Origin of the sequence: Acidiphilium acidophilum (assembly GCF_033842475.1) — a bacterium.
GTDB lineage: Bacteria > Pseudomonadota > Alphaproteobacteria > Acetobacterales > Acetobacteraceae > Acidiphilium > Acidiphilium acidophilum.
Window position 1 is genome coordinate 2,421,121 of the sequence record NZ_JAWXYB010000018.1, and the last position, 20,137, is coordinate 2,441,257.

Consider the following 20,137-nt stretch of genomic DNA (forward strand, 5'->3'; position numbering starts at 1 on the left):
CTTTTTTGTAAAAAAGAAGCAAAAAACTTTTGTTTTCTGGGTCTCTGACGTTTTCACGGGCGGTGATCCAGATTAAAAAAGTTTTTTTGCTTCTTTTTGTTCACAACAAGAAGTCTTACCTCGCCTTCCCTCGCCCCACCCTCACCGCATCCGCGCACTCATCGTCTCCGCCTCGATCGCATTGAGCAGCGCCGCACCCGCATCCCGTCCGATCAACCGCATCAGGCTGAATTTCTTCTTCGGCCCGATGAAATCCGGCTTCGCCCGCTCTCCTGCCCGCTCGGTGATCACGCCGCGCACATCGCCGAACCCATCGATCAGCCCGAGATCCTTCGCCTTGTCGCCCAGCATGTACGACCCATCGAAAATCGCCGCCTCATGCCCCTCGATCGCCGCCCCCCGCCGCGTCCGCACCCAGTCCTTGAACGAATTATGAATATCGTCGAGCAATTCCCGATTGAACTGGGCGTCCTCCTCGCGCTCCGGCGAAAACGGATCGTTGCGCAGCTTGTTCTCCCCCGCCGTGATCACCCGCCGTTCGATCCCGTAGCGCCGGATCAACTGATGCACCCCGAACCCGCCGCCGATCACCCCGATCGAGCCCACGATGCTCATCCGGTTCGCCAGAATCTCATCCGCCGCACAGGCGATCCAATACCCGCCCGACGCGCCGACATCGCCGATGATCGCAACCACCCGCACCCCGGTCTCCGCTGCCTTGCGCCGGATGAATCGCCCGATCAGATCCGATTGCACCGGCGAACCACCGGGGCTTTCGATCGCAAGGATCAGCAGGTTTTCCCCCGCCTTGGCCGCATCGAATCCCCGGGTCAGCGGTGCCGCAAACCGGTCCAGATTGACCGCTCCCTCCCGCGCCGCGATCACGCCGGACATGCGGATCACCGGCACAGTCCGCGGCGTCCAGGGGAGTTTCCTGCGCAGCGTCGCCAGATCCATCATGGCAGCAGCGCCAGCGCCCGCAGGCTGCGCTGCATCTCCGCCGGCAGCGCATCCGCGCGCATCGCTTCGCTCATCGTGATATCCATCGGCGCGTCCTCCTCGGTCAGATATCGCCAGCCCTGAAACGGCCGCATCGGCCGCGCGGCGACCCGGACCAGATGTGGGTCGAGCACCACCCCGGCACAACGCGTATCATCATCCCACCGATCCTCGATCACGTCGAGGACAAGCTGCCGCGCCAGAATCGCCCCGCCGATGACCCAGTAGATCGACCCGCCATCCACCAGCTCAGCCGCCCGGCGCGGAAAACTGCGCGTCTGATGCCGCAGCGGCGGCCGCACCACCGCCCGCTCCCGCTGGATGTCCGCCAGATGCAAGACATCCCGCACCCCGACCGCCAGCTTGAGCAGATGAATCACGCGGCACGTCGCCCGTCACCATGTCCACCACCCTGGCTTTGCGCAATCGCCTGCCAGATCCGCTCCGGCGTCGCCGGCATGTCGATCGCCCGCACCCCGTCCTCCGCCAGCGCATCGATCACCGCATTGATCAGGGCCGGCGGCGACCCCACCGCCCCCGCCTCGCCCGCGCCCTTCACCCCCAACGGGTTGGACGCGCACGGAATCTCGACGAACTCGACCTCGATATCCGGCAGATCATCCGCGCGCGGCAGCGCATAATCCATCAGACTGCCCGAAACCAGTTGCCCGGTCTCGGAATCATAGGCAGTGTTTTCCAGCAAAGCCTGCCCCAACCCCTGCGCCACGCCGCCATGAACCTGCCCGCGCACGATCATCGGATTCACGATCGTGCCGACATCGTCGCACACCAGATAGCGCACCACCGCAACCACCCCGGTCTCCGGATCGACCTCGACCTCCGCGATATGGCAGCCGTTCGGGAAGGTATGCTTGTCGATCTTCGCGATCTCGGCGGTATCGAGCGGATTGCCCGCCGCACCCTCCCCCGCGCTCTCATGCAGAACCGCTGCGAGCGACACCAGATCGATCTCGCGGTCGGTCCCGACAATCCGGAACCGCCCCGCCTCGAATTCGATATCGGCAATCGCCGCCTCCAGATGCTCCGCAGCCGCCGCACGCCCCTTCTCGATCACGCTCGACGCCGTCAGCACGATCGCCTGCCCCTCGGAATACAGGCTGCGCGCCCCGCCGGTGCCACCGCCCTGCGGTATCGCATCGGTATCGCCCTGACGGATGCGGATCTTCCCGGGATCGATCCCCAACCGGTCATTGACCAGTTGCACATAAGCGGTCTCGTGCCCCTGTCCGGTCGACTGGGTACCGACGAACACGTCCACGAACCCATCCCGCGTGAACCTGATTTCCGCCCGTTCCTCCGGCGCGCCTCCGGTCGCCTCCAGATAATAAGCCATCCCGATCCCGCGCCGCTTGCCCGCCGCCGCCGAAACCGCCCGCCGCGCGGCGAACCCTTCCCAATCCATGATATCGAGCGCCCGCTCCAGCACCTGATGGAAATCGCCCGAATCATAAGGCTGGTTCATCGCCGAACGATACGGCATCGCACTCGCGGGCACGAAATTCAGCCGCCGCAGTTGCGCCCGATCCACCCCGACCTCACGCGCCGCCGCATCGATCAGCCGCTCGACCAGATAATTGCTCTCCGGCCGCCCCGCCCCGCGATAGGCATCGACCGGCACGGTATTGGTGAACACCCCGCGCACCTGCGCATGGATCGCCTTGAACCCGTAAACCCCGGCCAGCACCTTGGTCCCCGCCATGGTCGGAATGAACGGCCCGAAATTCGACAGATACGCCCCCATATTCGCAATGTTGCGCACCTTCATCGCCAGAAACCGGTTCTCGCCATCCAGCGCCAGCTCCGCCTCAGTAACGTGATCCCGCCCATGGGTATCCGAAAGGAACGCCTCACCCCGCTCGGAGGTCCATTTCACCGCCCGCCCCAGCTTGCGCGCCGCGTAGCAGACCATGGCATGCTCAGGATACACGAACAGCTTCATCCCGAACCCGCCGCCCACATCCGGCGTGATCACCCGGAACCGGTCGGGCTCGACCTTGAACACCGCCTGGCTCAGGCACCCTTTGAGCAGCCAGCCGCCTTGGGTATTGGTCGTCAGCGTCCACCGCCCGTCCTCGAAACTCGCCCGCGCCGCGCGCGGCTCCATCGAATTGACGATGATCCGGTTGTTGACCACACGAATTTTCGTCACATGCGCGGCCCTGGCAAACTCCGCCTCCACCGCCGCCGCATCACCCACAGCCCAGTCGAACACCAGATTATCCGCAACCCCGTCCCACACGCGCGGCATCCCCGGCTCCTGCGTGCGCGCCAGTTCGGTCACCGAGGGTTTCATGTCATAAACCACATCGACCGCCTCGGCGGCATCCCGCGCCGCCTGCGCCGTCTCAGCCACAACGAACGCCACCGCCTCACCGACATGACGCACCACGCCCGAGGCCAGCACCGGACGATCCGCATCCGCCCGTGGCGTGCCATCCTGATTTTTGATCGGCACCATGCAGGGAATCGCCCCCATGCCATCCGCCGCCAGATCCGCCGCGGTGAACACGCCCATCACCCCCGGCATCGCCCGCGCCGCCGCGACATCGAGCGAAACGATCGCCGCCGCCGCATGGGGCGAACGCACCACCTGCACGTACAAGGCGCCGTCATTCGGCACATCGTCGGTATATTGCCCCGCCCCCCGCAGAAGCCGCGAATCCTCGACCCGCTTGACCGGTTGCGCCACGCCGAATTTCACCATCGCCGAAACCCCATCATGTTGATTTTAAAGCACCCGCCAACCGCAGCCACCGGGCCGACACCGCGTCATCCGCCACAGGATATGGGGTGGTCCCGAAAATACAATAGACATTCCCAACCTGCCGCTCCGCCCCGAACCGCCGCTTGCCGCCCCGCCCGGAATACCCCATCTCCGCAACGAGGAGATCACCATGCAGATCAACGCCGACCTGACCCGCCCCGCCATCGTCGATTCCACAACGCTCGACTGGGTTCCCTCCCCCATCGCCGGCATCGAACGCCGCATGCTGGAACGCGACGGCGCAGAGGTCGCCCGCGCCACCTCCCTGGTCCGCTACGCCCCCGGCTCCGCCTTCAGCCCCCACCGCCACGATGCCGGCGAGGAATTCCTCGTCCTCGACGGCGTCTTTTCCGATGAAACCGGAGACTTCCCCGAAGGTTACTACATCCGCAACCCGCCCGGCTCGCGCCACACCCCCGCCAGCGCACCCGGCGCGATCATCCTGGTCAAACTCCGCCAGATGCCCGAGGCCGAAACCCAACCCCTCCGGATCGACACGCGCAACCCCGCCCTCTGGCATCCCATCGCCGAGGGACTCGAACACGCCATGCTGTTCGACGCTCCGTGGGAACAGGTCGACCTCCTGCGCCTCGCCCCCGGCCACACCGGCGCGCCCGAAACCTTCCCCGGCGGCGTCGAAATCTTCATCGTCACCGGCAGCGCCACGATCGACGATCACCCCCGTTCGAGCGGCACATGGCTGCGTTTCCCGCCCGGTGCCACGCTCCGCCTCGCCAGCGCCGCCGAGGCCACGATCTACCGCAAAACCGGCCATCTCGCCGCGCGCTGACCCACATGCATGACCTGATCATCGTCGGTGCCGGCCTCGCAGGTCTCGCCCTAGCCGCCCGCGCCACCGCCACGGGGCTCGACGTCGTCATCCTCGAAGCCCGCCCGCGCACCGGCGGGCGCATCCTCGCCCACCGCACCGCCCACGCCACCTACGATCTCGGACCCGCCTGGATCTGGCCCGGCATGCAGCCCCTGCTCGCCCGCGCCGTCGCACAGGCAGGGCTTGCCCTGTTTCCCCAAAGCGAAACCGGCGGCCTCGTCGTGCAGGACCGCAGCGGCACCATCCAGCGCCTGCCCCACGGCTTCGCCCAGAACCCGCCGAGCATGCGCATCCTCGGCGGCATCGCCGCCCTCGCCGCACATTACGAAGCTGGCATGCCGCCCGGCACACTCCGCCTGAACCACAACGTCACCGGCCTGACCGCCTCGGAAAACGCCATCGCCCTGTCCTGCACCACGCCTGCCGGCACCGCCACATTCCACGCCCGCCGCATCGCCCTCGCTTTGCCGCCGCGCCTCGCCGCCACCCTCGCCTTCACCCCGTCGCTGCCCGAACCACTCCAGCGCCGCCTCGCCGCCACCCCGACCTGGATGGCCGGACACGCCAAAGCCCTCGCCTTGTACGACACCGCCTTCTGGCACAGCACCGGCCTCTCCGGCGACGGTTTCAGCCAGATCGGCCCACTCGGCGAAATCCACGATGCCAGCATCCCCGGCGTCGCCGCCGAAGCGGCCCTGTTCGGCTTCTTCGCCTGGCCCGCCGATCTCCGCGCCGCCCGCACCCTGTCCCTGAAATCCGCCATAACCACCCAGCTCGCCGCAATGTTCGGCCCCGAAGCCGCCACCCCGCGCGACCTGAACATCCAGGACTGGTCGACCGAACCCCACACCGCCACAAGGTCGGACGCCGCCAGCCCCACCAGCCACCCATCCTACGAACCCATCGCCCTGCCGCCGCCCTGGCACCCCCGGCTCATCCTGTCGGGCGCCGAATCCGCCCCCGATTTCGGCGGCTACCTCGAAGGTGCCCTCGCCGCCGCCGCCGCCGTTCCACTCGCCGCGACCGCTACCGACCCACTCGCCGCAACCCCGGCAGGCCCCCTCAATTGACCCGGTCCACCGCATCCCGCCGCGCCGCCAGCGCCGCCATGATCACCGGCAACCCCGCCCGCACCCGCTCGGCAAATTGCGCGTCCTCGGCATCCTCGGCACGCGCCGCCACCACCCAGTCATGAAACCGCGCCACCGTCTCCACCAGCGCCGAATCCCGCGCCACCAGCTCCCGCAATAACCGCCCCTCATCGCGATGCGCCTGCCACACGCGGTCCATCTCCGGCACCGGCGCATTGCGAATACTGGTCTCCACCGCCCCGATCGCCTCGCCCGCCCGCGTCAGCGCCTGCACATGCGCGACGGCGGCCCGATCGGGAAACGGCTGCTCGCGCGTCGGCGGCGGCAGATGCACCCGCCGATACCCCGCCTCCAACGCCGCCAGATGCGCCCGCGCCAACCCCAGCAGTTCGGAAAGCTTCGCCCGGATCAGCAGATCATCCGCCCGCAGCCGGTTCTCCGCCCGATACCAGTTATACCCCCACCCGTTCAGCAACAGCGTCGCGGTCTCACTGGCCGACATCATTTGACCGGCTTGTCCCACTCGCCCGCCGGGACCATCCCCATCCCGCCGATATTGAACGGCGCGCCGATCGCCATATTCGGCGCCGAAACCAGCCCGCGCTCCGCCATCCGCAACGCAGTGTAATACCGCACCGCCTCCAACGGCGTCAGCCCGAACGCCCGCAGCGAAATCAACTCGCGCATCCGCTCGTCCTTCGGCAAAATCAGCAGCTTCACGTCGTTCAGCCGGATACCGTAAATATCCAGAAAATCCCCGAGATGCTGCTTCAGCAGTTCCGCAATCTCGCCGATATGCTCATTGACGTTCTCCAGCGGCGTCACCTGCACCACCTGATTGACCGCCTGCTCCACCACCGGCCCGGCATAATCGGTCACTTCCTGCGCATTGATATACAGCCCGGCGAACGGCATATGCGTCACCAGCTTCAGCGCATCGTCCTTGGTGTCGATGTGGATGTAATAATCGACCTGATAAATCAGCTCCGCCATCTCGCGCGAGGTCGCAATCCCCTTCGCCCGCGCCACGATCTTCGCCCGATTGATATAAATCGTCTCATACTGCCACGGACTCGCCCCCGAAAAGAACGCCTGGGTGATCGACCCCAGCAACGGCTTGTCCGGCGTCGTGATCGGATACTGCCCGGTATCATAAACATTCAAAACCGCACCCCGCGACTTCAAAACCGCGAAATGATTGCTCTCCACCGTCAGCAACGACCCCGAAACGATATTCTCATCGGGATATTTATAAGCCAGAATATTCGGCCCCATCGCATCCGTGCCATCCGGCTTGAGCGTGGTAATGACCTGCCGCGTGATCGCCATGAACAACTCCCTGTTACCGCCCGATCATTTCGCGACGGCACCGGCCTGTCAAGCGTCCGGGTGGGGCAAGAAGGAAGATCAGGAAAGTACTTCTTTTTTGTAAAAAAGAAGCAAAAAACTTTTTGAGTCTGGGACTGCAGTTGAAATCGCCCGTGGCCCAGAATAACAGAAGTTTTTTGCTTCTTTTTTACAAAAAAGAAGCCTTCCCTCCCTCCCCTACAACCACCCCTTCTTCCGAAACCAGAACAGAGGCGCCACCGCCGTGATCAGGATCAGCCCGAGTCCGTAAGGATAGCCGAACCGCCAATGCAGTTCCGGCATATGCACGAAGTTCATCCCGTAGATCCCGGCAATCAGCGTCGGCGGAATCCCGATCACCGAAACGATCGTCAGCACCTTCATCAGGTCGCTCTGCGCGATATTGATCAGTCCCAGCGTCGCATCGAGCACGAACTGGATCTTGTCGGTCAGATGGGTGATGAACTCGTTGAGCGAGGCGACATCCTGCGTCACCGTCTTCAGCCGCGCCGTCATCGTCTCAGGCACCCAGGTCGCGACCGAGCCCATATACGGCACGATCCGCCCGATACCGAGCTGCGAATCCCGCACCAGCGAGACCGTGTTGTAAAGCTGTCCCAGCGTCGAGACCGTCTCCCGCAACTCGCCTTCCTGCTGGCGCCGCGTGGCCCCGGCATGGCGGCCGTCCGGCGAGAGCTTGAGATGGAATATCCGGTGCGACAACCGATCGATCTGCCCGCGCGCCTGCTCCAGCGCATCGGCCTGACGATCGATCAGCGCTTCGAGCAGCCCGACCAGAATATCGGCACTCGCCGGTTCGGCGGTCGCATCCAGCCGTTCCCAGAACCCCTGAAACGCCCGGCTCGGCGCAAACCTGATCGTCACCAGACGATCGGGGGCGAGCACAATGCCAAGCGGCGCCGGCATCACCCCGTCATTCCCGGAATACATCATCGGCATCGACATGGTCAGAACCGCCCCGCCCGGCGGCGTCGTGACCGACAACCGGCTCGACGTCTCGATCTCCATTAAATCAGCCTCGTTCGGCACCGCAAGCCCGGTCGCCGCCGTCACCAGCGCGACATCCGCATCCGCCGGATTGACGAGGTCGATCCACACCGCCTCGCCGAGACGAGCCCGCGCCGCCTCATCATCGAGCCTGCTCACACCGGCATCGCCCCGAACGATGGACCGGATCATGCACTGGGTCGGAAGGCCGGAGTTCATCGCCCAACCGTGAGGAGGTTTGCACCCCCCGTCAAGCGACTCTGCTTAGCCCCCCTTACGCCCGCCCGCTCCGCATCCGCTTCAGCCGCAGCACGGTATCGATCGTGATCGCCGCCAGCAAAATCCCGCCCTCGACGATAAACCGCACCGACGATGCCGCCCCGAGCAAATTCATCCCGTTGCTCACGCTCTCGATGACCAGCGCCCCGAACAGCGCGCCGTAAACACTGCCGCGCCCCCCGAACAGCGAGGTCCCGCCGATCACCGCCGCCGCCACCGCGTTCAGCATGATATCGCCGTTCCCCACCGAAGCCGAAGCCACGCCGAGCCGCGCCGCATCGAGGTAGCCCGCGAGCCCGACCAGAAATCCCGCGATCACGAACACCGCAAGCTGAATCCCCCGCACCGAAATCCCCGCCCGCCGCGCCGCCTCGGCATTGCCGCCCACCGCATACAAATGCCGCCCGAACCGGGTCGATTTCGTCACGAACGCCGAAGCGAACAGCGCAATCAGAAAAATCATCAACAAAAACGGCACACCGCGATACGCATTGAGCATGAACACCGCGCCGAACAGCATCACCCCCACGCCGATCAGCCGCATCACCGCCGCATAACCGCCCTCGCTGCCGCCCGCCGCCCGCTTGCGAATACTGTTCAGCGTCAAGCCCGCATACACCCCGAACAGCGCGACACTCGCCACCCAGCTCCACACCGGATCGAGGTTGAGCGTCCCGATCGCCGTGGTCAGATTATCCGCCAGCGGCACCGACCCGCCATGCGGCGTCAAAATCCCGAGCGTCACCCCTTCCGCCACCATCGCGCCGCCCAGCGTCACCACGAAACTCGGCACGCCCACCCGCGACACCAGCATCCCCTGCAGAAACCCCAGCGCCGTGGCACAAGCCACCCCCAGCACCAGCCCCGCCAGCACCGGCACATGAAAAAACACCGTGCTCAGCGAAAACACCGATGCCGCCAGCACCGAATTCCACCCGATCGACAGATCGATCATCCCGAGCAGAATGATATAAATCTCCGCCAGCGCCAGCGTCCCGGTCACCACGATCTGCGCCGCCAGGTTCGACAGATTCCGCGGCGTCAGGAAGTTCGCATTCAATACCTCGAACACGATCCATATCAGTATCAGCGCCGCAATCACCGGCAGCATCCCCAGATCGGCCGCATTGGTCACGCCGGACAGCCAGCGCTTGAACGCCGATTGCGGCGCGGTCTCCGTCGTCGTGCTCATGCCACCGCTCCTGCGCCTGTCCTGCCCGGTATCGCGAGCGTCCCGGTAATCGCCCCCACCACCTGCTCCGGCGTCAGGTCCGACCGCCGCGCTTCCAGCACGGTCGCTCCCAGCCGCAGCACCGCGATATTATCCGCCACCTGAAACACATTCTGCATGTTATGCGTGATCAGAATCACCCCATACCCCTGCCCCGCCAGATCGCGCACCAGCCGCAACACCTCGGCGGTCTGCGCCACCCCCAGCGCCGCGGTCGGCTCATCCATGATCACCAGCTTGGAATCCCACAGCACCGCGCGCGCAATCGCCACCGCCTGCCGCTGCCCGCCCGAAAGCGACGCAACCGGCGTATCCAGCGCCGGCAGATTGATCCGCAGCGTCTTCAACACCCGCCGCGCCTCCGCCTCCATATCGACATCGCGCAACACATGCGGCCCGAACGGCGTCGGGTTCGACACCAGTTCCCGCCCCAGATACAAATTCGCGCAGATCCCGAGATTATCGCAAAGTGCCAGATCCTGATAAACCGTCTGAATCCCGAGCGCATTCGCCTCTGACGGATGCCGGATCGAAACCGGCCGCCCCTCCAGCAATATCTCGCCCTCGTCGATCGGCGCCACCCCGGCAATCGCCTTGATCGTGGTCGACTTCCCCGCCCCGTTATCCCCGAGCAGTGCCGTCACCTCGCCGCGCGCGACGGAAAAACTCACATCCCGCAACGCGACCACCGCACCATAACGCTTCTGCAAACCCCGCACGGACAGCAGGGGCATCCCCGTCGCCGTGGTATCGATGGCGGCACTCATCGCGTATCCTCCCGAACGAAAACGGCGGACGCCTCAAGCGCCCGCCGCACTCACCTGCGGCCTTTTAGTGGCCGTGCGCCTTGCAGATCGACCCGTTCGCCGCCGGGCCGACACAAATCGCCGGCCACGTCGTGTACCCCGATTTGATCACGGTCGCAGCAAGATTCTTCTTCGTCACCACGATCGGCGTCAGCAGCACCGAAGGCACGTCGATCATCTTGTTGTTGGTCTTGCCGTTCAGCAACCCGGCAGGCGGGCTCGAATGCGTCGCCACCGCCACAGCCAGTTCCGCCGCCGCCGCCGCCTCATCCGGCACGTATTTGAACACGGTCATCGACTGCAGACCCTCCAGAATGAAGGTCAACCCGCCATTGGTCGCATCCTGCCCGGTCACCGGCACCTTGCCCGCCAGCCCCACCGCCTGCAAAGCCCGGATCGCCCCCGAAGCCGTGCCGTCGTTCGCCGCCAGCACCGCATTGACATTATTATGCAACCGGGTCAGCGCCTGCTGGCTCTCCTCGAACGCATTCTGCGGGCTCCAATCCGGCGTCATCACCGTATAGGCCAGATGCAGCTTGCCCGATTTGAACAGCGGCCCCAGCACATCCATGGCGCCCTTGCGGAAATCGAACGCATTCGGATCGGTCGGCGCGCCATTGATCATCATCACCTGACCACCGGCCTTGGTGTGCGCCGCAATATACTTGCCCTGCAATTTGCCGACCTGCACATTGTCGAACGACACGTAATAATCCGGCTTGGAATCCTGGATCAGCCGGTCATACGAAATCACCTTCACATGATTCCGCGCCGCATAATTCACGATCGCGGCCCCCGCCTTGCCATCGACCGGATCGACCACAAGCACATCCGCCCCGTTCGAAATCGCCGACTGCGCCTGATTGAGCTGGGTATCCGGGCTGGAATTCGCGTTGCTGACAATCAGCTTGGCATTGGGGTCCGCCGCCTTGGCCATCTTGATGAACCACGGCCGATCGACCTGCTCATAACGCGGCGAGGAATTCTCCGGCAACAGAAACGCAATCGTCGTCTTCTTGGTGCTGATCTTCACCGGCTTCGGCTTGCTGATCGTGTCGGCATGCGCGACCGACAGGCCAAGCCCGGCCACCGCCAGAACGCCGCCCGCAATGAGACTGAGATAAGAGATTTTCATGGTGTTTCCCCTGGTTTGACGCCAAAGCCGTGCACCGGTTGCGCGGCGCACCAAATTAATTTGACCCTTGTAGTAAATCGGTCGTTAACGTCAACCCCGGTTCATTGTCAAGCAATAAGATGAGGGTGCGGAACGATCACGGCGTGAGGCGCGGGAAACGAAGGAACAGCGAAAACAAGCACTTCTTTTTGTGAACAAAAAGAAGCAAAAAAACTTTGATTCCTTCAGGCCCGTGCCGGTTCCAACGCCCGCGACCCGGATCAGAAGAAGTTTTTTGCTTCTTTTTTACAAAAAAGAAGCGCTCCCTCCCCGCCCGGTCCTACTGCCGCGTCTCGTCGATCTCCCGCAATTCCCCCGATTGCACACTCTCCACCGCATTGTGCAAAATCCGCAAAATCGCCTCATCGGGGAGTGACGCGCTCAACACGTTCAGCGCCCCGCCAAGCAGGGCGGACGCCACCGCGATCGGCGGAATCTTCTGTTCGATCATATGCTTGACCATCCGGTCGATCATCGATCCGGCCTGCATGATCTGCTCTTCGGTCGCAAACTCGTCCATGTCCGTCACGTCCGGTGCTCCTGATGTCTATCTCAGCGCCTGACCTAAGGACAACCAATGGCAAAATAAAGCGCCCGCCGCCATTATTCCGCCCGATCGCTCACCATTTCGCGAGCAGCCAGCCCGGTCGCCAGATCCTGCTCGACATGCTCACCCTCCGCAATCTCCGATTGCGCCGCCCACATCGTGGCATAAACCCCATCCATCGCCAGCAGCGCGGCATGGGTGCCGCGTTCCACGATCACCCCATCCCGCAGCACCAGAATCTCATCGGCATCGATCACCGTGGAGAGCCGATGCGCGATCACCAGCGTGGTCCGGTCTCGCGCCACCTGGCGCAGCGCGATCCCGATTTCCTGCTCCGTCGCGGTATCCAACGCACTGGTCGCCTCGTCGAGTATCAAAATGCGCGGATTTTTCAGCATGGTCCGCGCGATTGCCACCCGCTGCTTTTCGCCACCCGAGAGCTTCAACCCCCGCTCGCCCACCCTGGTCTCGTAGCCCTGCGGCAGCGACATCACGAAATCATGGATCTGCGCGAATTTCGCCGCCTGCTCCACCTCGGCCGCGGTCGCACCCGGTCGCCCGTAGGCGATATTGTAGCGGATCGAATCGTTGAACAGCACGGTATCCTGCGGCACCACCCCGATCGCCGCGCGCAGCGAATGCTGGGCGAAATCGCGCACATCGACACCATCGACCAGCACTTCCCCCTCGCTCACGTCACAGAACCGGAACAGCAGCCGCGAGGTCGTGGACTTGCCCGATCCGGTCGGCCCGACCAGCGCGATCTTCTGCCCCGGCTCGGCCCGGAACGACACGCCGTGAAGAATTTCCCGGTCCTGATTATAGCCGAACCGCACATCGCGAAACTCGACAGAAACCGCCTCGCCCTGCGGCGCGATGCTCTTCGCGTCCGCCCGGTCGGTAATCTCCTGCGGGGTGCGCAGCAGCGAGAACATCTGCTCCATGTCGATCAACCCCTGCTTGACCTCGCGATACACCACGCCGAGGAAATTCAGCGGCTGATAAAGCTGGATAAGATAGGTATTGACCAGCACGAACTGCCCGATATTGAGCTTGCCCGCCACGATCCCCTGCGCCGCCATCAGCATCATCACCGCCAGCCCCGCCGCGATAATGATCGCCTGCCCGAGATTGAGCGCATTGAGCGACACCTGCGATTTGACCGCGGCACTCTCATAGGCGGCAAGGCTCTCGTCGAACCGCGCGGCCTCATGCGCCTCGTTGCCGAAATACTTCACCGTCTCGAAGTTCAGCAGGCTGTCGATCGCCTTGGTCTGGGCCGCGTTATCGGTCTCGTTCATCTGCCGGCGGAACTTGATCCGCCACGCGGTGAACGAAAACGTAAACGCCATATAGCCGCCCACCGCTGCCAGCGTCACCGCCGCGTAGCGCCAGTCGAACAACGTCCACAAAATCCCCATGGTCAGGAACAGCTCGAACAGGGTCGGGATCACATTGAACGTGGTCAGCCGCAGCACGTTCTGGATCCCGGTGGTCCCGCGCAGGATCACGCGCGACAAGCCGCCGGTCTGCCGGTCCAGATGATACCGCATCGACAGGGAATGCAGATGCTCGAACGTCTCCCGCCCGACCGAGCGCGCCGCCCGCTGCTGCACGGCGGCGAACAGCGCATCGCGCAATTCGTTGAACCCCGCCGCCCCCATCCGCACCAGCCCATACGCCACGATCAGCGCCGCCGGCACCACCAGCGGCCCCGCCTTGGGCGACAGCGCATTGACCGCGTGCGAATAGATGATCGGCACGATCACGGTCGCCACCTTGGCCAGAATCAGCGCCGCCGCCGCCAGCACCACGCGCACCCGCAGCCCGAGTTCGCCTTTCGGCCACAAATACGGCAGCAGGGATTTCACGGTGGTCCAGGAGCTGTCGCTCTTGGCAATCTCGACGGTTCGGGCCATCACAACGACATGGCATGGCAGCGCGGGATTGCAAATGGGTGAACAGAACGAAGCACGACATACCAGTCAGCTCACCACCGCCCTCTGCCTCGACCTGATCGCCCGCTGCCGCAACGCCCGCCTCCCCGGCGAGCGCATCCGCCTCTCGATCGGCGCCGACCACATCGGCTACGTCAAACCCGCCCTTGCCGCCGCGCTTCAGGGTTTCGCCACCGAAACCGATACCGGCCTCTCCATCGACCCGCGTAACACTCCCCGCTTCAACGAGATCGCCGCTGCCCTCGCCCCGACATTCGGCTTTCGCATCCGCCGCGAGGATTTCGATGTCCGCAGCCGCCCCGAAGGCCCTGTCCTCGCCATCCTCGATCGCGGCGCCCTGCCCGCCTTCGGCGTCATCGGCTTAGGCGTCCACCTCAACGGCTACTGCCGCCGCCCGGACGGCATCCACCTCTGGATCGCCAAACGCAGCGCCACCAAAAAACTCGACCCCGGCAAATACGACAACATCGTCGGCGGCGGCATCTCGGCAGGCATGACCCCGCGTGAAACCCTGCTCAAGGAAGCCGCCGAGGAAGCCGCGATCCCGGAAGCCACCCTCGCCCACGCCAACGAAGTTTCCCGCATCGCCTACATGATGGATCGGGCCGAAGGCCTCCGCCGCGACCTGCTGGTCTGCTACGATGTCGAACTACCGGAAAGCTTCATCCCCACCCCGGCGGATGGCGAGGTCGAAAGCTTCCAACTCCGCCCCGCCGCCGAAATCCTCGAATTGCTCGCCGCCGACGACCTCGTGAAATTCAACGTCAACCTCGTCCTGATCGACTTCCTGCTCCGCCACGAAATCCTGCCCGACCCAGGCGGCACCATCGCCACCGCCCTGGCCGCGCAAGAGCCGTTCTGAGCAAAGCCGCGCCGTTCAGCCCCGCTTCATCCACGCCTGGCACCACCCGCCCGCGCTGATCGGCCCGGCGACGAGGTGGCAATGGCTCACCGTGCTCCCGGCATCGGGCGGCTTGAACCACACGCAGGCCCCGCACACCCGCCCGTCCCACGGAATGTCCCGATACCCGACCGATGCTTTCGACAGGCTGGGCACCATGTCCTTCAATTGCGCCGCAGTCGGCCGCGCCGCCGCCTCCGCCACACCCGCACCCGCCACCATCGCCACCGCCGCACCCCCGAGGCCGATGACATTGCGCCGCTTCATCGTATTCATCGTCATCTCCCTCAGTAATTCACGGTCTGGAGCGCAATGTTCGCATCGAGCGTCCGCCCGTCGCCGATCGGCCCGAACAGATGTAGCCCGACCACATGATTGTCATGCAGAACCTGCCGCACCATCAGCACCACCGGCGTCACCTTGCCATCCACGGTCACCCGCCCCGCGAACTCGTTGCCCTGCGAGGCACAGGCCCCGCCGAGCAGCACCGGGTTCTTGCCGTACTGGGTCGAGAAATTCGCGGTCATCCGGCAATCGGTGCGGTTGCCGTTCACCCACACCCGCCCGGAAATATCATTGAACTGCCGGGTCTTGCCGTCCGCGCTCAGGCTCGCCTTGGTGCTGCCGGTATCGAGATCGACCTCGATGGTCGCCTCCGAGCGCAGCGCCGCCACGGTATTCGCCGTCGCATCCGGCTCGCCCCGATTGCCCCACGCCGTCCGCACGTAATTCGCGATATCGGCGATCTGGGCATCGCTCAGCGTCGCGCCGAACATCGGCATCGCGGTCTGATCCTTGTGCCACGGCTCGAACCCGGCGAGCATCATCCCGATCACATCGATCGGCCTGCCGTTCCACACCGCCTGATTATGGGCGAGATTCGGAATATTGTTGTTCACGCCTTCGCCGGTCTTCATGTGGCAGCGCGCGCATTCGTCATCGTAAAGCGTCTTGCCCGCCGCCACCGAAGCCGCGGCATCCGGAATCGCCGGCGGAATATGGCTCTTCAGCGGCTTCAACGTCCGCAGGTAATCCACGATATCCTGAACATCCTGCTTGGGCATCCGGCTGAGGCTGTCATCGACCACCGCCTTCATCTTGCCGAACGGCGCCCCCTGCTTCATGTCGCCATCGTCGTGCAGATAGGTATAAATCGCCTTGTCGCTCCACGACCCCAACCCGTCGCTCTTCGACGAGGTGATATTCGGCGCATACCACGCCTGATCGATGATATGCCCGCCCGCCAGATACCGCGAATGGATCGAGGCCATCGCGATGTTCCGCGGCGTATGGCACGCATCGCAATGCTCCAGCGCCTGCACGAGATACGCCCCGTGCCTGACGTTCTGGCTCCACCCTTTCTGGTAGCGCACCGGATGCGGATGGAAAAACAGCAGCCGCCACGCCAGCATCCCCGCCCGCAGATCGGTCGGAAAGAACATGGTATCCGGCCGGTTCTTGATCGCCACCGGCTTGAGCGTATCGAGATACGCCTTGATCGCCATCACATCGGAATAGGTCAGCTTGGAATAGGCGGTGTAGGGCATCACCGGATATTCGTATTTCGGAAACACCACCAGCGAACTGCCGGGATCGATCCCGCCATGCACCGCCGCATAGAACTGCTTGTCGGTCATGCTGCCGATGCCGTATTTCTTGTCCGGCGTCAGATTGGTCGAAAACACCGACCCGAACGGCGTCCCCACCGCGCGCCCGCCAGCAAATTCCGGCTCGCCCGCCACGCTGTGGCACGGCATGCAATCCCCCGCGACGGTCAGGAACATGCCCTTCTTCACCAGCGCCGCCTGCTTGGGATCGCTCGGCATATGAACCGGCTGGGGAATATCCCACCCGTCCATCCCCTTCGCGGGCTTCGCGGCAATCGCGGTCTCCGCGCTCGGCCATGTGGTCACCCCGCCCTGCGCCGCCATCGCCGCACGCGCGGTCCGAACCCCCGCACTCACCGCAAATCCCGCCCCTGCCAGCACCACGACCGCCCCGCCCGCAAGCAGAATTCGTTGCAATTTACTGAACTTTTTTTCACCCGTTCCAGACATTCGCTCACCCTCCAGACCCTACGTAAAAGGAGGTTGACACGGGAAATTTCAACCGTTCCGCAAGCCGATATTCCGGCCCTCCAAGCGTCATGCCGACAACGTGATAATCATTTCCCCACCTTAAGTTCCGCAATACGAAACTTTCTCCCAGATTCCCGCAAATGGCGATTGACTTCCCCGTGTCCTCACTCGATAAAAAACAAAAATCGCGGTTCGAAACGCAGGGGAAACGACAATGGAGTCCACGGCAGCCCGCACCTACGAGCACATCGTCCGTGCCGAAAACCTGTCCGTCTCGTTCGGCAAGGTCCGCGCCCTCGCGGAGATCGACCTCGCGATCGGTCGCAACGAAATCGTCGGCCTGATCGGCGATAACGGGGCCGGCAAATCCACCCTGATCAAAACCCTCACCGGCGTCATCCCGCCCTCGGCAGGCCGCCTGTTCATCCGCGACCAGCCGGTCGACTGGGCCAATTTCTCGGTCCGCCGCGCCCACGATCTCCGCTTCGAAACCGTCTATCAGGAAAAATCCCTCGGCGAAAAACAGCCGCTCTGGCGCAATTTCTTCGTCGGCCGCCAGATCACCAACCGCTTCGGCTTCATCCGGGTCCGCGAACAGCGCCGCATCGCCAACGAAATCCTTCAGCGCCAGCTCGGCTTTCGCGGCGTCGGCATCGATGCCGATTCCACCGTCGCCAAACTCTCCGGCGGCGAACGCCAGGGCATCGCGATCGGCCGCGCAATGCATTTCGACGCCGACCTGATCATCCTCGACGAACCCACCACGGCACTCGCGATCAAGGAAGTCCAAAAAGTGCTCGACTTCGTCCGCCGCATCAAAGACTCCGGCCGCGCCGCCATCTACATCGAACACAACCTCGCCCACGTCCACGCATTGGCCGACCGCCTGATCGTGCTCGACCGTGGCCGCATCGTGGCCAATCTCCGCCCCGCCGATCTCTCCCTCGAAGATCTCACCCTCTTCCTGATCGACCTCCAGAAAACCAAGATCGAGGCCGCCGCATGAGCGACACCCCGTTGAAACACCCCATCCCCACCCTCAACCCGCGCGCCGCGATCAAGCTCGAAGGCCTGCCGATCATCATCGTCTTCTTCGTCCTGATCGGCCTGTTCATCTTCTTCGCCCCCACCGTCTTTCTCCACTGGCCGATCTACAATTCCTTCCTGGTCACCATCCCCCCGATGATGATCCTCTCCCTCGGCCTCACTCTGGTCATCGCCGCCGGCGAAATCGACCTGTCCTTCCCCGCCGTCATCGCCCTCTCCGGCTTCCTGTTCGCCCATGTCACCCGCACCTACGGCGCGCCCTGGTCCGCCTGGATCGGCCTGCTCGCCGCCATCGCGGGCGGCGCGCTGATCGGCGTGGTCAACGGCCTCCTCGTCGCCGTCATCGGCATCCCGTCGATCATCATCACCATCGGCACCAGCTTCTTCTGGTCCGGCATCGCCACCGTCCTGTCCGGCGGCATGTCCTACACGCTGCAACGCCTCACCGGCAGCGCGATCAACGGCATCTTCTCCGGCACCCTGTTCGGCATCCCGACCGAAGCCTTCTGGGCGCTCGGCGTCGCCGTCGCGGTCTGGTTCATCCTCAACCGCCACCGCTTCGGCGAACACCTCCTCTTCATCGGCGATTCCCGTGAAGTCGCCCGCGTCGTCGGCATCAACACCGTGCGCGAGCGGATCAAGCTGTTCACCCTGATGGGCGCGCTCGGCGGCTTCGCCAGCGTGCTGCTCACCCTCGAAAACCTCAGCTACTTCCCCACCCAGGGCCAGGGCATCCTGCTCTCCGCCCTCGCCGCCGTCTTCATCGGCGGCACCTCGGTCTTCGGCGGCACCGCCACCGTCATCGGCAGCGTCTTCGGCGCCCTGATCATCGGCATGCTCGATGCCGGCATCGTCGCCACCGGCGTCGCCGGCTTCTGGGTCGAAGTCATCGTCGGCCTCGTCTTCGTCGGCGCCGTCGTCCTGCATATCGGCATCGACGACCCCGCCCGCATCCGCCAGCTCCAGCGCCGCCTGTTCACCAAACCCTGAACATCAAACCACACCACCGGGAGAAACCACCATGAAACCCCTCAAAACCGCCCTCGCCACCACCGCTCTGATGGCCCTCGCCACCACCGCCCTCGCCACCGTCCCCACCGCCCACGCAGCCCCCGCGAGCGACAAACTCGGCGCCGGCCTGACCATGTATTTCCAGATGGGCGGCAGCCCCGGCGACGGCTCGACCCTGCCGCGCGAAATCGGCGCCAAAGCCGCCGCCAAGGCCTTCGGCGTCAAACTCATCGAGCAATATTCCAACTGGCAGCCCGAAACCATGATCACCCAGTTCCGCCAGGCCCTCGCGGCCAGCCCGGACTGCATCGAAATCATGGGCCATCCCGGCAACCGCGCCTTCATGCCGCTGGTCGCCCAGGCCGAAAAACAGGGCATCGTCGTCACCGCCGGCAACGTCCCCCTGCCCAAGCTCGAAGCTCTCTACCGCGCCAACGGCTTCGGCTACGCCGGCACCTATCTCTTCAAAGGCGGCGAAACCACCGCCGAGGCCATGATCAAGGCGGGCCACCTGAAAAAAGGCGACGTCGCGCTGGAATACGGCGTCTTCGCCGAAGGCATTCGCGGCCTGTCCGACAAGGGCCTCGCCCACGGCCTGAAAAAAGCCGGCCTCAAAGTCTACGAACTCAACATCTCCAACAAGGTCAACGCCGACCCCGCCCTCGCCGTCCCGATCATGGTCGCCTTCATCGAACGCCACCCCGACATCAAGGCCATCGGCACCCAGCAGGGCCTCGTCACCTCCTTCATCCCGCAAGCCTTGAAGGAAGCCGGTAAAAAACCCGGCCAGATCACTGTCGGCGGCATCGACCTCGCCCCCGCCACCATCGCCGGCCTCAAAAGCCACTACATCACCGTCACCCTCAACCAGCAGCTCTATCTCCAGGGCTTCCTCCCGGTCGCCCAATGCGTGCTGACCAAAAAATTCGGCCTCGAAGGCATGAACACCAACACCGCCGCCGGCACCGACGACGCCGCCATGGTCTCCAAAATCCTCCCCCTGATCAAACAGGGCGTCTACTGACCAGACCATCCCTCCCGGT

Annotated in this window: 19 protein-coding genes; 6 read left to right on the plus strand and 13 right to left on the minus strand. The window is 64.2% G+C overall.

The genetic code is table 11. From position 1 onward, the window contains the following. Positions 1-141: 141 nt before the first annotated feature. Genes SIL87_RS14100 through SIL87_RS14110 form a run of 3 tightly spaced genes read right to left on the minus strand, consistent with a single transcriptional unit; the run spans position 142 to position 3,724 of the window. Positions 142-960, minus strand: coding sequence for a S49 family peptidase (locus tag SIL87_RS14100; RefSeq protein WP_319614791.1), 819 nt, complete (start codon positions 958-960; stop codon positions 142-144). Next, entirely contained in the window at positions 957-1,379 is a 423-nt protein-coding gene (locus tag SIL87_RS14105; protein ID WP_319614792.1) for a DUF1489 family protein, read from the minus strand. The genes SIL87_RS14100 and SIL87_RS14105 overlap by 4 nt, the downstream gene beginning before the upstream one ends. Continuing rightward, positions 1,376-3,724, minus strand: coding sequence for a xanthine dehydrogenase family protein molybdopterin-binding subunit (locus tag SIL87_RS14110; protein WP_319614793.1), 2,349 nt, complete (start codon positions 3,722-3,724; stop codon positions 1,376-1,378). The genes SIL87_RS14105 and SIL87_RS14110 overlap by 4 nt, the downstream gene beginning before the upstream one ends. A 190-nt stretch (positions 3,725-3,914) precedes the next feature. Between SIL87_RS14110 and SIL87_RS14115 the strand changes: the two genes are divergently transcribed. Further along, entirely contained in the window at positions 3,915-4,574 is a 660-nt protein-coding gene (locus tag SIL87_RS14115; RefSeq protein WP_319614794.1) for a cupin domain-containing protein, read from the plus strand. Between the two features lie 5 nt (positions 4,575-4,579). After that, the gene (locus tag SIL87_RS14120; RefSeq protein ID WP_319614795.1) at positions 4,580-5,686 is read left to right on the plus strand and encodes a flavin monoamine oxidase family protein; all 1,107 of its coding nucleotides are present in this window, start codon (positions 4,580-4,582) and stop codon (positions 5,684-5,686) included. On the opposite strand, the gene SIL87_RS14125 is transcribed toward SIL87_RS14120, so the two are convergent. The 8 genes from SIL87_RS14125 to SIL87_RS14160 form a co-directional block, all read right to left on the minus strand. Beyond that, complete coding sequence (locus tag SIL87_RS14125) at positions 5,679-6,212, minus strand: hypothetical protein (protein WP_319614796.1); 534 nt, start codon at positions 6,210-6,212, stop codon at positions 5,679-5,681. The genes SIL87_RS14120 and SIL87_RS14125 overlap by 8 nt on opposite strands. Then, a complete protein-coding gene (locus SIL87_RS14130; protein ID WP_319614797.1) occupies positions 6,209-7,036 on the minus strand; it encodes an SPFH domain-containing protein in 828 nt (275 codons plus the stop codon). The genes SIL87_RS14125 and SIL87_RS14130 overlap by 4 nt, the downstream gene beginning before the upstream one ends. A gap of 216 nt (positions 7,037-7,252) precedes the next feature. Next, positions 7,253-8,254 (minus strand): magnesium transporter CorA family protein, encoded by a 1,002-nt coding sequence (locus tag SIL87_RS14135; RefSeq protein ID WP_319614798.1) that lies wholly within the window; start codon positions 8,252-8,254, stop codon positions 7,253-7,255. Between the two features lie 82 nt (positions 8,255-8,336). Continuing rightward, on the minus strand, positions 8,337-9,533 hold the full coding sequence (locus SIL87_RS14140; RefSeq protein WP_319614799.1) for a sugar ABC transporter permease: 1,197 nt from the start codon (positions 9,531-9,533) through the stop codon (positions 8,337-8,339). Next, a complete protein-coding gene (locus SIL87_RS14145; protein ID WP_319614800.1) occupies positions 9,530-10,339 on the minus strand; it encodes an ATP-binding cassette domain-containing protein in 810 nt (269 codons plus the stop codon). Before SIL87_RS14145 ends, SIL87_RS14140 begins: the two co-directional genes overlap by 4 nt. Before the next feature lie 64 nt (positions 10,340-10,403). Beyond that, entirely contained in the window at positions 10,404-11,513 is a 1,110-nt protein-coding gene (locus tag SIL87_RS14150; RefSeq protein ID WP_319614801.1) for a sugar ABC transporter substrate-binding protein, read from the minus strand. Positions 11,514-11,832: 319 nt separating this feature from the next. Next, positions 11,833-12,072, minus strand: coding sequence for a hypothetical protein (locus SIL87_RS14155; RefSeq protein ID WP_319614802.1), 240 nt, complete (start codon positions 12,070-12,072; stop codon positions 11,833-11,835). A gap of 83 nt (positions 12,073-12,155) precedes the next feature. Beyond that, positions 12,156-14,018: an ABCB family ABC transporter ATP-binding protein/permease gene (locus tag SIL87_RS14160; protein WP_319614803.1), complete on the minus strand. Its 1,863-nt coding sequence runs from the start codon at positions 14,016-14,018 to the stop codon at positions 12,156-12,158. On the opposite strand from SIL87_RS14160, the gene SIL87_RS14165 reads away from it, so the two are divergent. Continuing rightward, positions 13,993-14,919, plus strand: coding sequence for an NUDIX hydrolase (locus tag SIL87_RS14165; protein WP_319614804.1), 927 nt, complete (start codon positions 13,993-13,995; stop codon positions 14,917-14,919). The two genes, SIL87_RS14160 and SIL87_RS14165, sit on opposite strands and share 26 nt — an antisense overlap. Before the next feature lie 15 nt (positions 14,920-14,934). Here SIL87_RS14165 and SIL87_RS14170 read toward each other — a convergent pair whose 3' ends face one another. Next, positions 14,935-15,234, minus strand: coding sequence for a high-potential iron-sulfur protein (locus tag SIL87_RS14170; RefSeq protein ID WP_319614805.1), 300 nt, complete (start codon positions 15,232-15,234; stop codon positions 14,935-14,937). Positions 15,235-15,245: 11 nt separating this feature from the next. Continuing rightward, on the minus strand, positions 15,246-17,015 hold the full coding sequence (locus SIL87_RS14175) for a cytochrome c (protein WP_319614806.1): 1,770 nt from the start codon (positions 17,013-17,015) through the stop codon (positions 15,246-15,248). Positions 17,016-17,250: 235 nt separating this feature from the next. Between SIL87_RS14175 and SIL87_RS14180 the strand changes: the two genes are divergently transcribed. The 3 genes from SIL87_RS14180 to SIL87_RS14190 are packed head-to-tail and all read left to right on the plus strand — an operon-like array spanning position 17,251 to position 20,118. Beyond that, a complete protein-coding gene (locus tag SIL87_RS14180; protein ID WP_319614807.1) occupies positions 17,251-18,042 on the plus strand; it encodes an ATP-binding cassette domain-containing protein in 792 nt (263 codons plus the stop codon). Then, the gene (locus tag SIL87_RS14185; RefSeq protein ID WP_319614808.1) at positions 18,039-19,073 is read left to right on the plus strand and encodes an ABC transporter permease; all 1,035 of its coding nucleotides are present in this window, start codon (positions 18,039-18,041) and stop codon (positions 19,071-19,073) included. Before SIL87_RS14180 ends, SIL87_RS14185 begins: the two co-directional genes overlap by 4 nt. A 31-nt stretch (positions 19,074-19,104) precedes the next feature. Beyond that, positions 19,105-20,118 (plus strand): substrate-binding domain-containing protein, encoded by a 1,014-nt coding sequence (locus tag SIL87_RS14190; RefSeq protein WP_319614809.1) that lies wholly within the window; start codon positions 19,105-19,107, stop codon positions 20,116-20,118. Positions 20,119-20,137 lie beyond the last annotated feature (19 nt).

What these genes read in the sequence shown, in the direction of transcription:
- SIL87_RS14155 (WP_319614802.1), bottom strand. Translation starts at nt 12,072, where the DNA reads ATGGACGAGTTTGCGACCGAAGAGCAGATCATGCAGGCCGGATCGATG.
- SIL87_RS14180 (WP_319614807.1), top strand. Translation starts at nt 17,251, where the DNA reads ATGGAGTCCACGGCAGCCCGCACCTACGAGCACATCGTCCGTGCCGAA.
- SIL87_RS14145 (WP_319614800.1), bottom strand. Translation starts at nt 10,339, where the DNA reads ATGAGTGCCGCCATCGATACCACGGCGACGGGGATGCCCCTGCTGTCC.
- SIL87_RS14190 (WP_319614809.1), top strand. Translation starts at nt 19,105, where the DNA reads ATGAAACCCCTCAAAACCGCCCTCGCCACCACCGCTCTGATGGCCCTC.
- SIL87_RS14125 (WP_319614796.1), bottom strand. Translation starts at nt 6,212, where the DNA reads ATGATGTCGGCCAGTGAGACCGCGACGCTGTTGCTGAACGGGTGGGGG.
- SIL87_RS14130 (WP_319614797.1), bottom strand. Translation starts at nt 7,036, where the DNA reads ATGGCGATCACGCGGCAGGTCATTACCACGCTCAAGCCGGATGGCACG.
- SIL87_RS14135 (WP_319614798.1), bottom strand. Translation starts at nt 8,254, where the DNA reads ATGATCCGGTCCATCGTTCGGGGCGATGCCGGTGTGAGCAGGCTCGAT.
- SIL87_RS14150 (WP_319614801.1), bottom strand. Translation starts at nt 11,513, where the DNA reads ATGAAAATCTCTTATCTCAGTCTCATTGCGGGCGGCGTTCTGGCGGTG.
- SIL87_RS14115 (WP_319614794.1), top strand. Translation starts at nt 3,915, where the DNA reads ATGCAGATCAACGCCGACCTGACCCGCCCCGCCATCGTCGATTCCACA.
- SIL87_RS14100 (WP_319614791.1), bottom strand. Translation starts at nt 960, where the DNA reads ATGATGGATCTGGCGACGCTGCGCAGGAAACTCCCCTGGACGCCGCGG.
- SIL87_RS14185 (WP_319614808.1), top strand. Translation starts at nt 18,039, where the DNA reads ATGAGCGACACCCCGTTGAAACACCCCATCCCCACCCTCAACCCGCGC.
- SIL87_RS14120 (WP_319614795.1), top strand. Translation starts at nt 4,580, where the DNA reads ATGCATGACCTGATCATCGTCGGTGCCGGCCTCGCAGGTCTCGCCCTA.
- SIL87_RS14160 (WP_319614803.1), bottom strand. Translation starts at nt 14,018, where the DNA reads ATGGCCCGAACCGTCGAGATTGCCAAGAGCGACAGCTCCTGGACCACC.
- SIL87_RS14110 (WP_319614793.1), bottom strand. Translation starts at nt 3,724, where the DNA reads ATGGTGAAATTCGGCGTGGCGCAACCGGTCAAGCGGGTCGAGGATTCG.
- SIL87_RS14140 (WP_319614799.1), bottom strand. Translation starts at nt 9,533, where the DNA reads ATGAGCACGACGACGGAGACCGCGCCGCAATCGGCGTTCAAGCGCTGG.
- SIL87_RS14170 (WP_319614805.1), bottom strand. Translation starts at nt 15,234, where the DNA reads ATGAATACGATGAAGCGGCGCAATGTCATCGGCCTCGGGGGTGCGGCG.
- SIL87_RS14175 (WP_319614806.1), bottom strand. Translation starts at nt 17,015, where the DNA reads ATGTCTGGAACGGGTGAAAAAAAGTTCAGTAAATTGCAACGAATTCTG.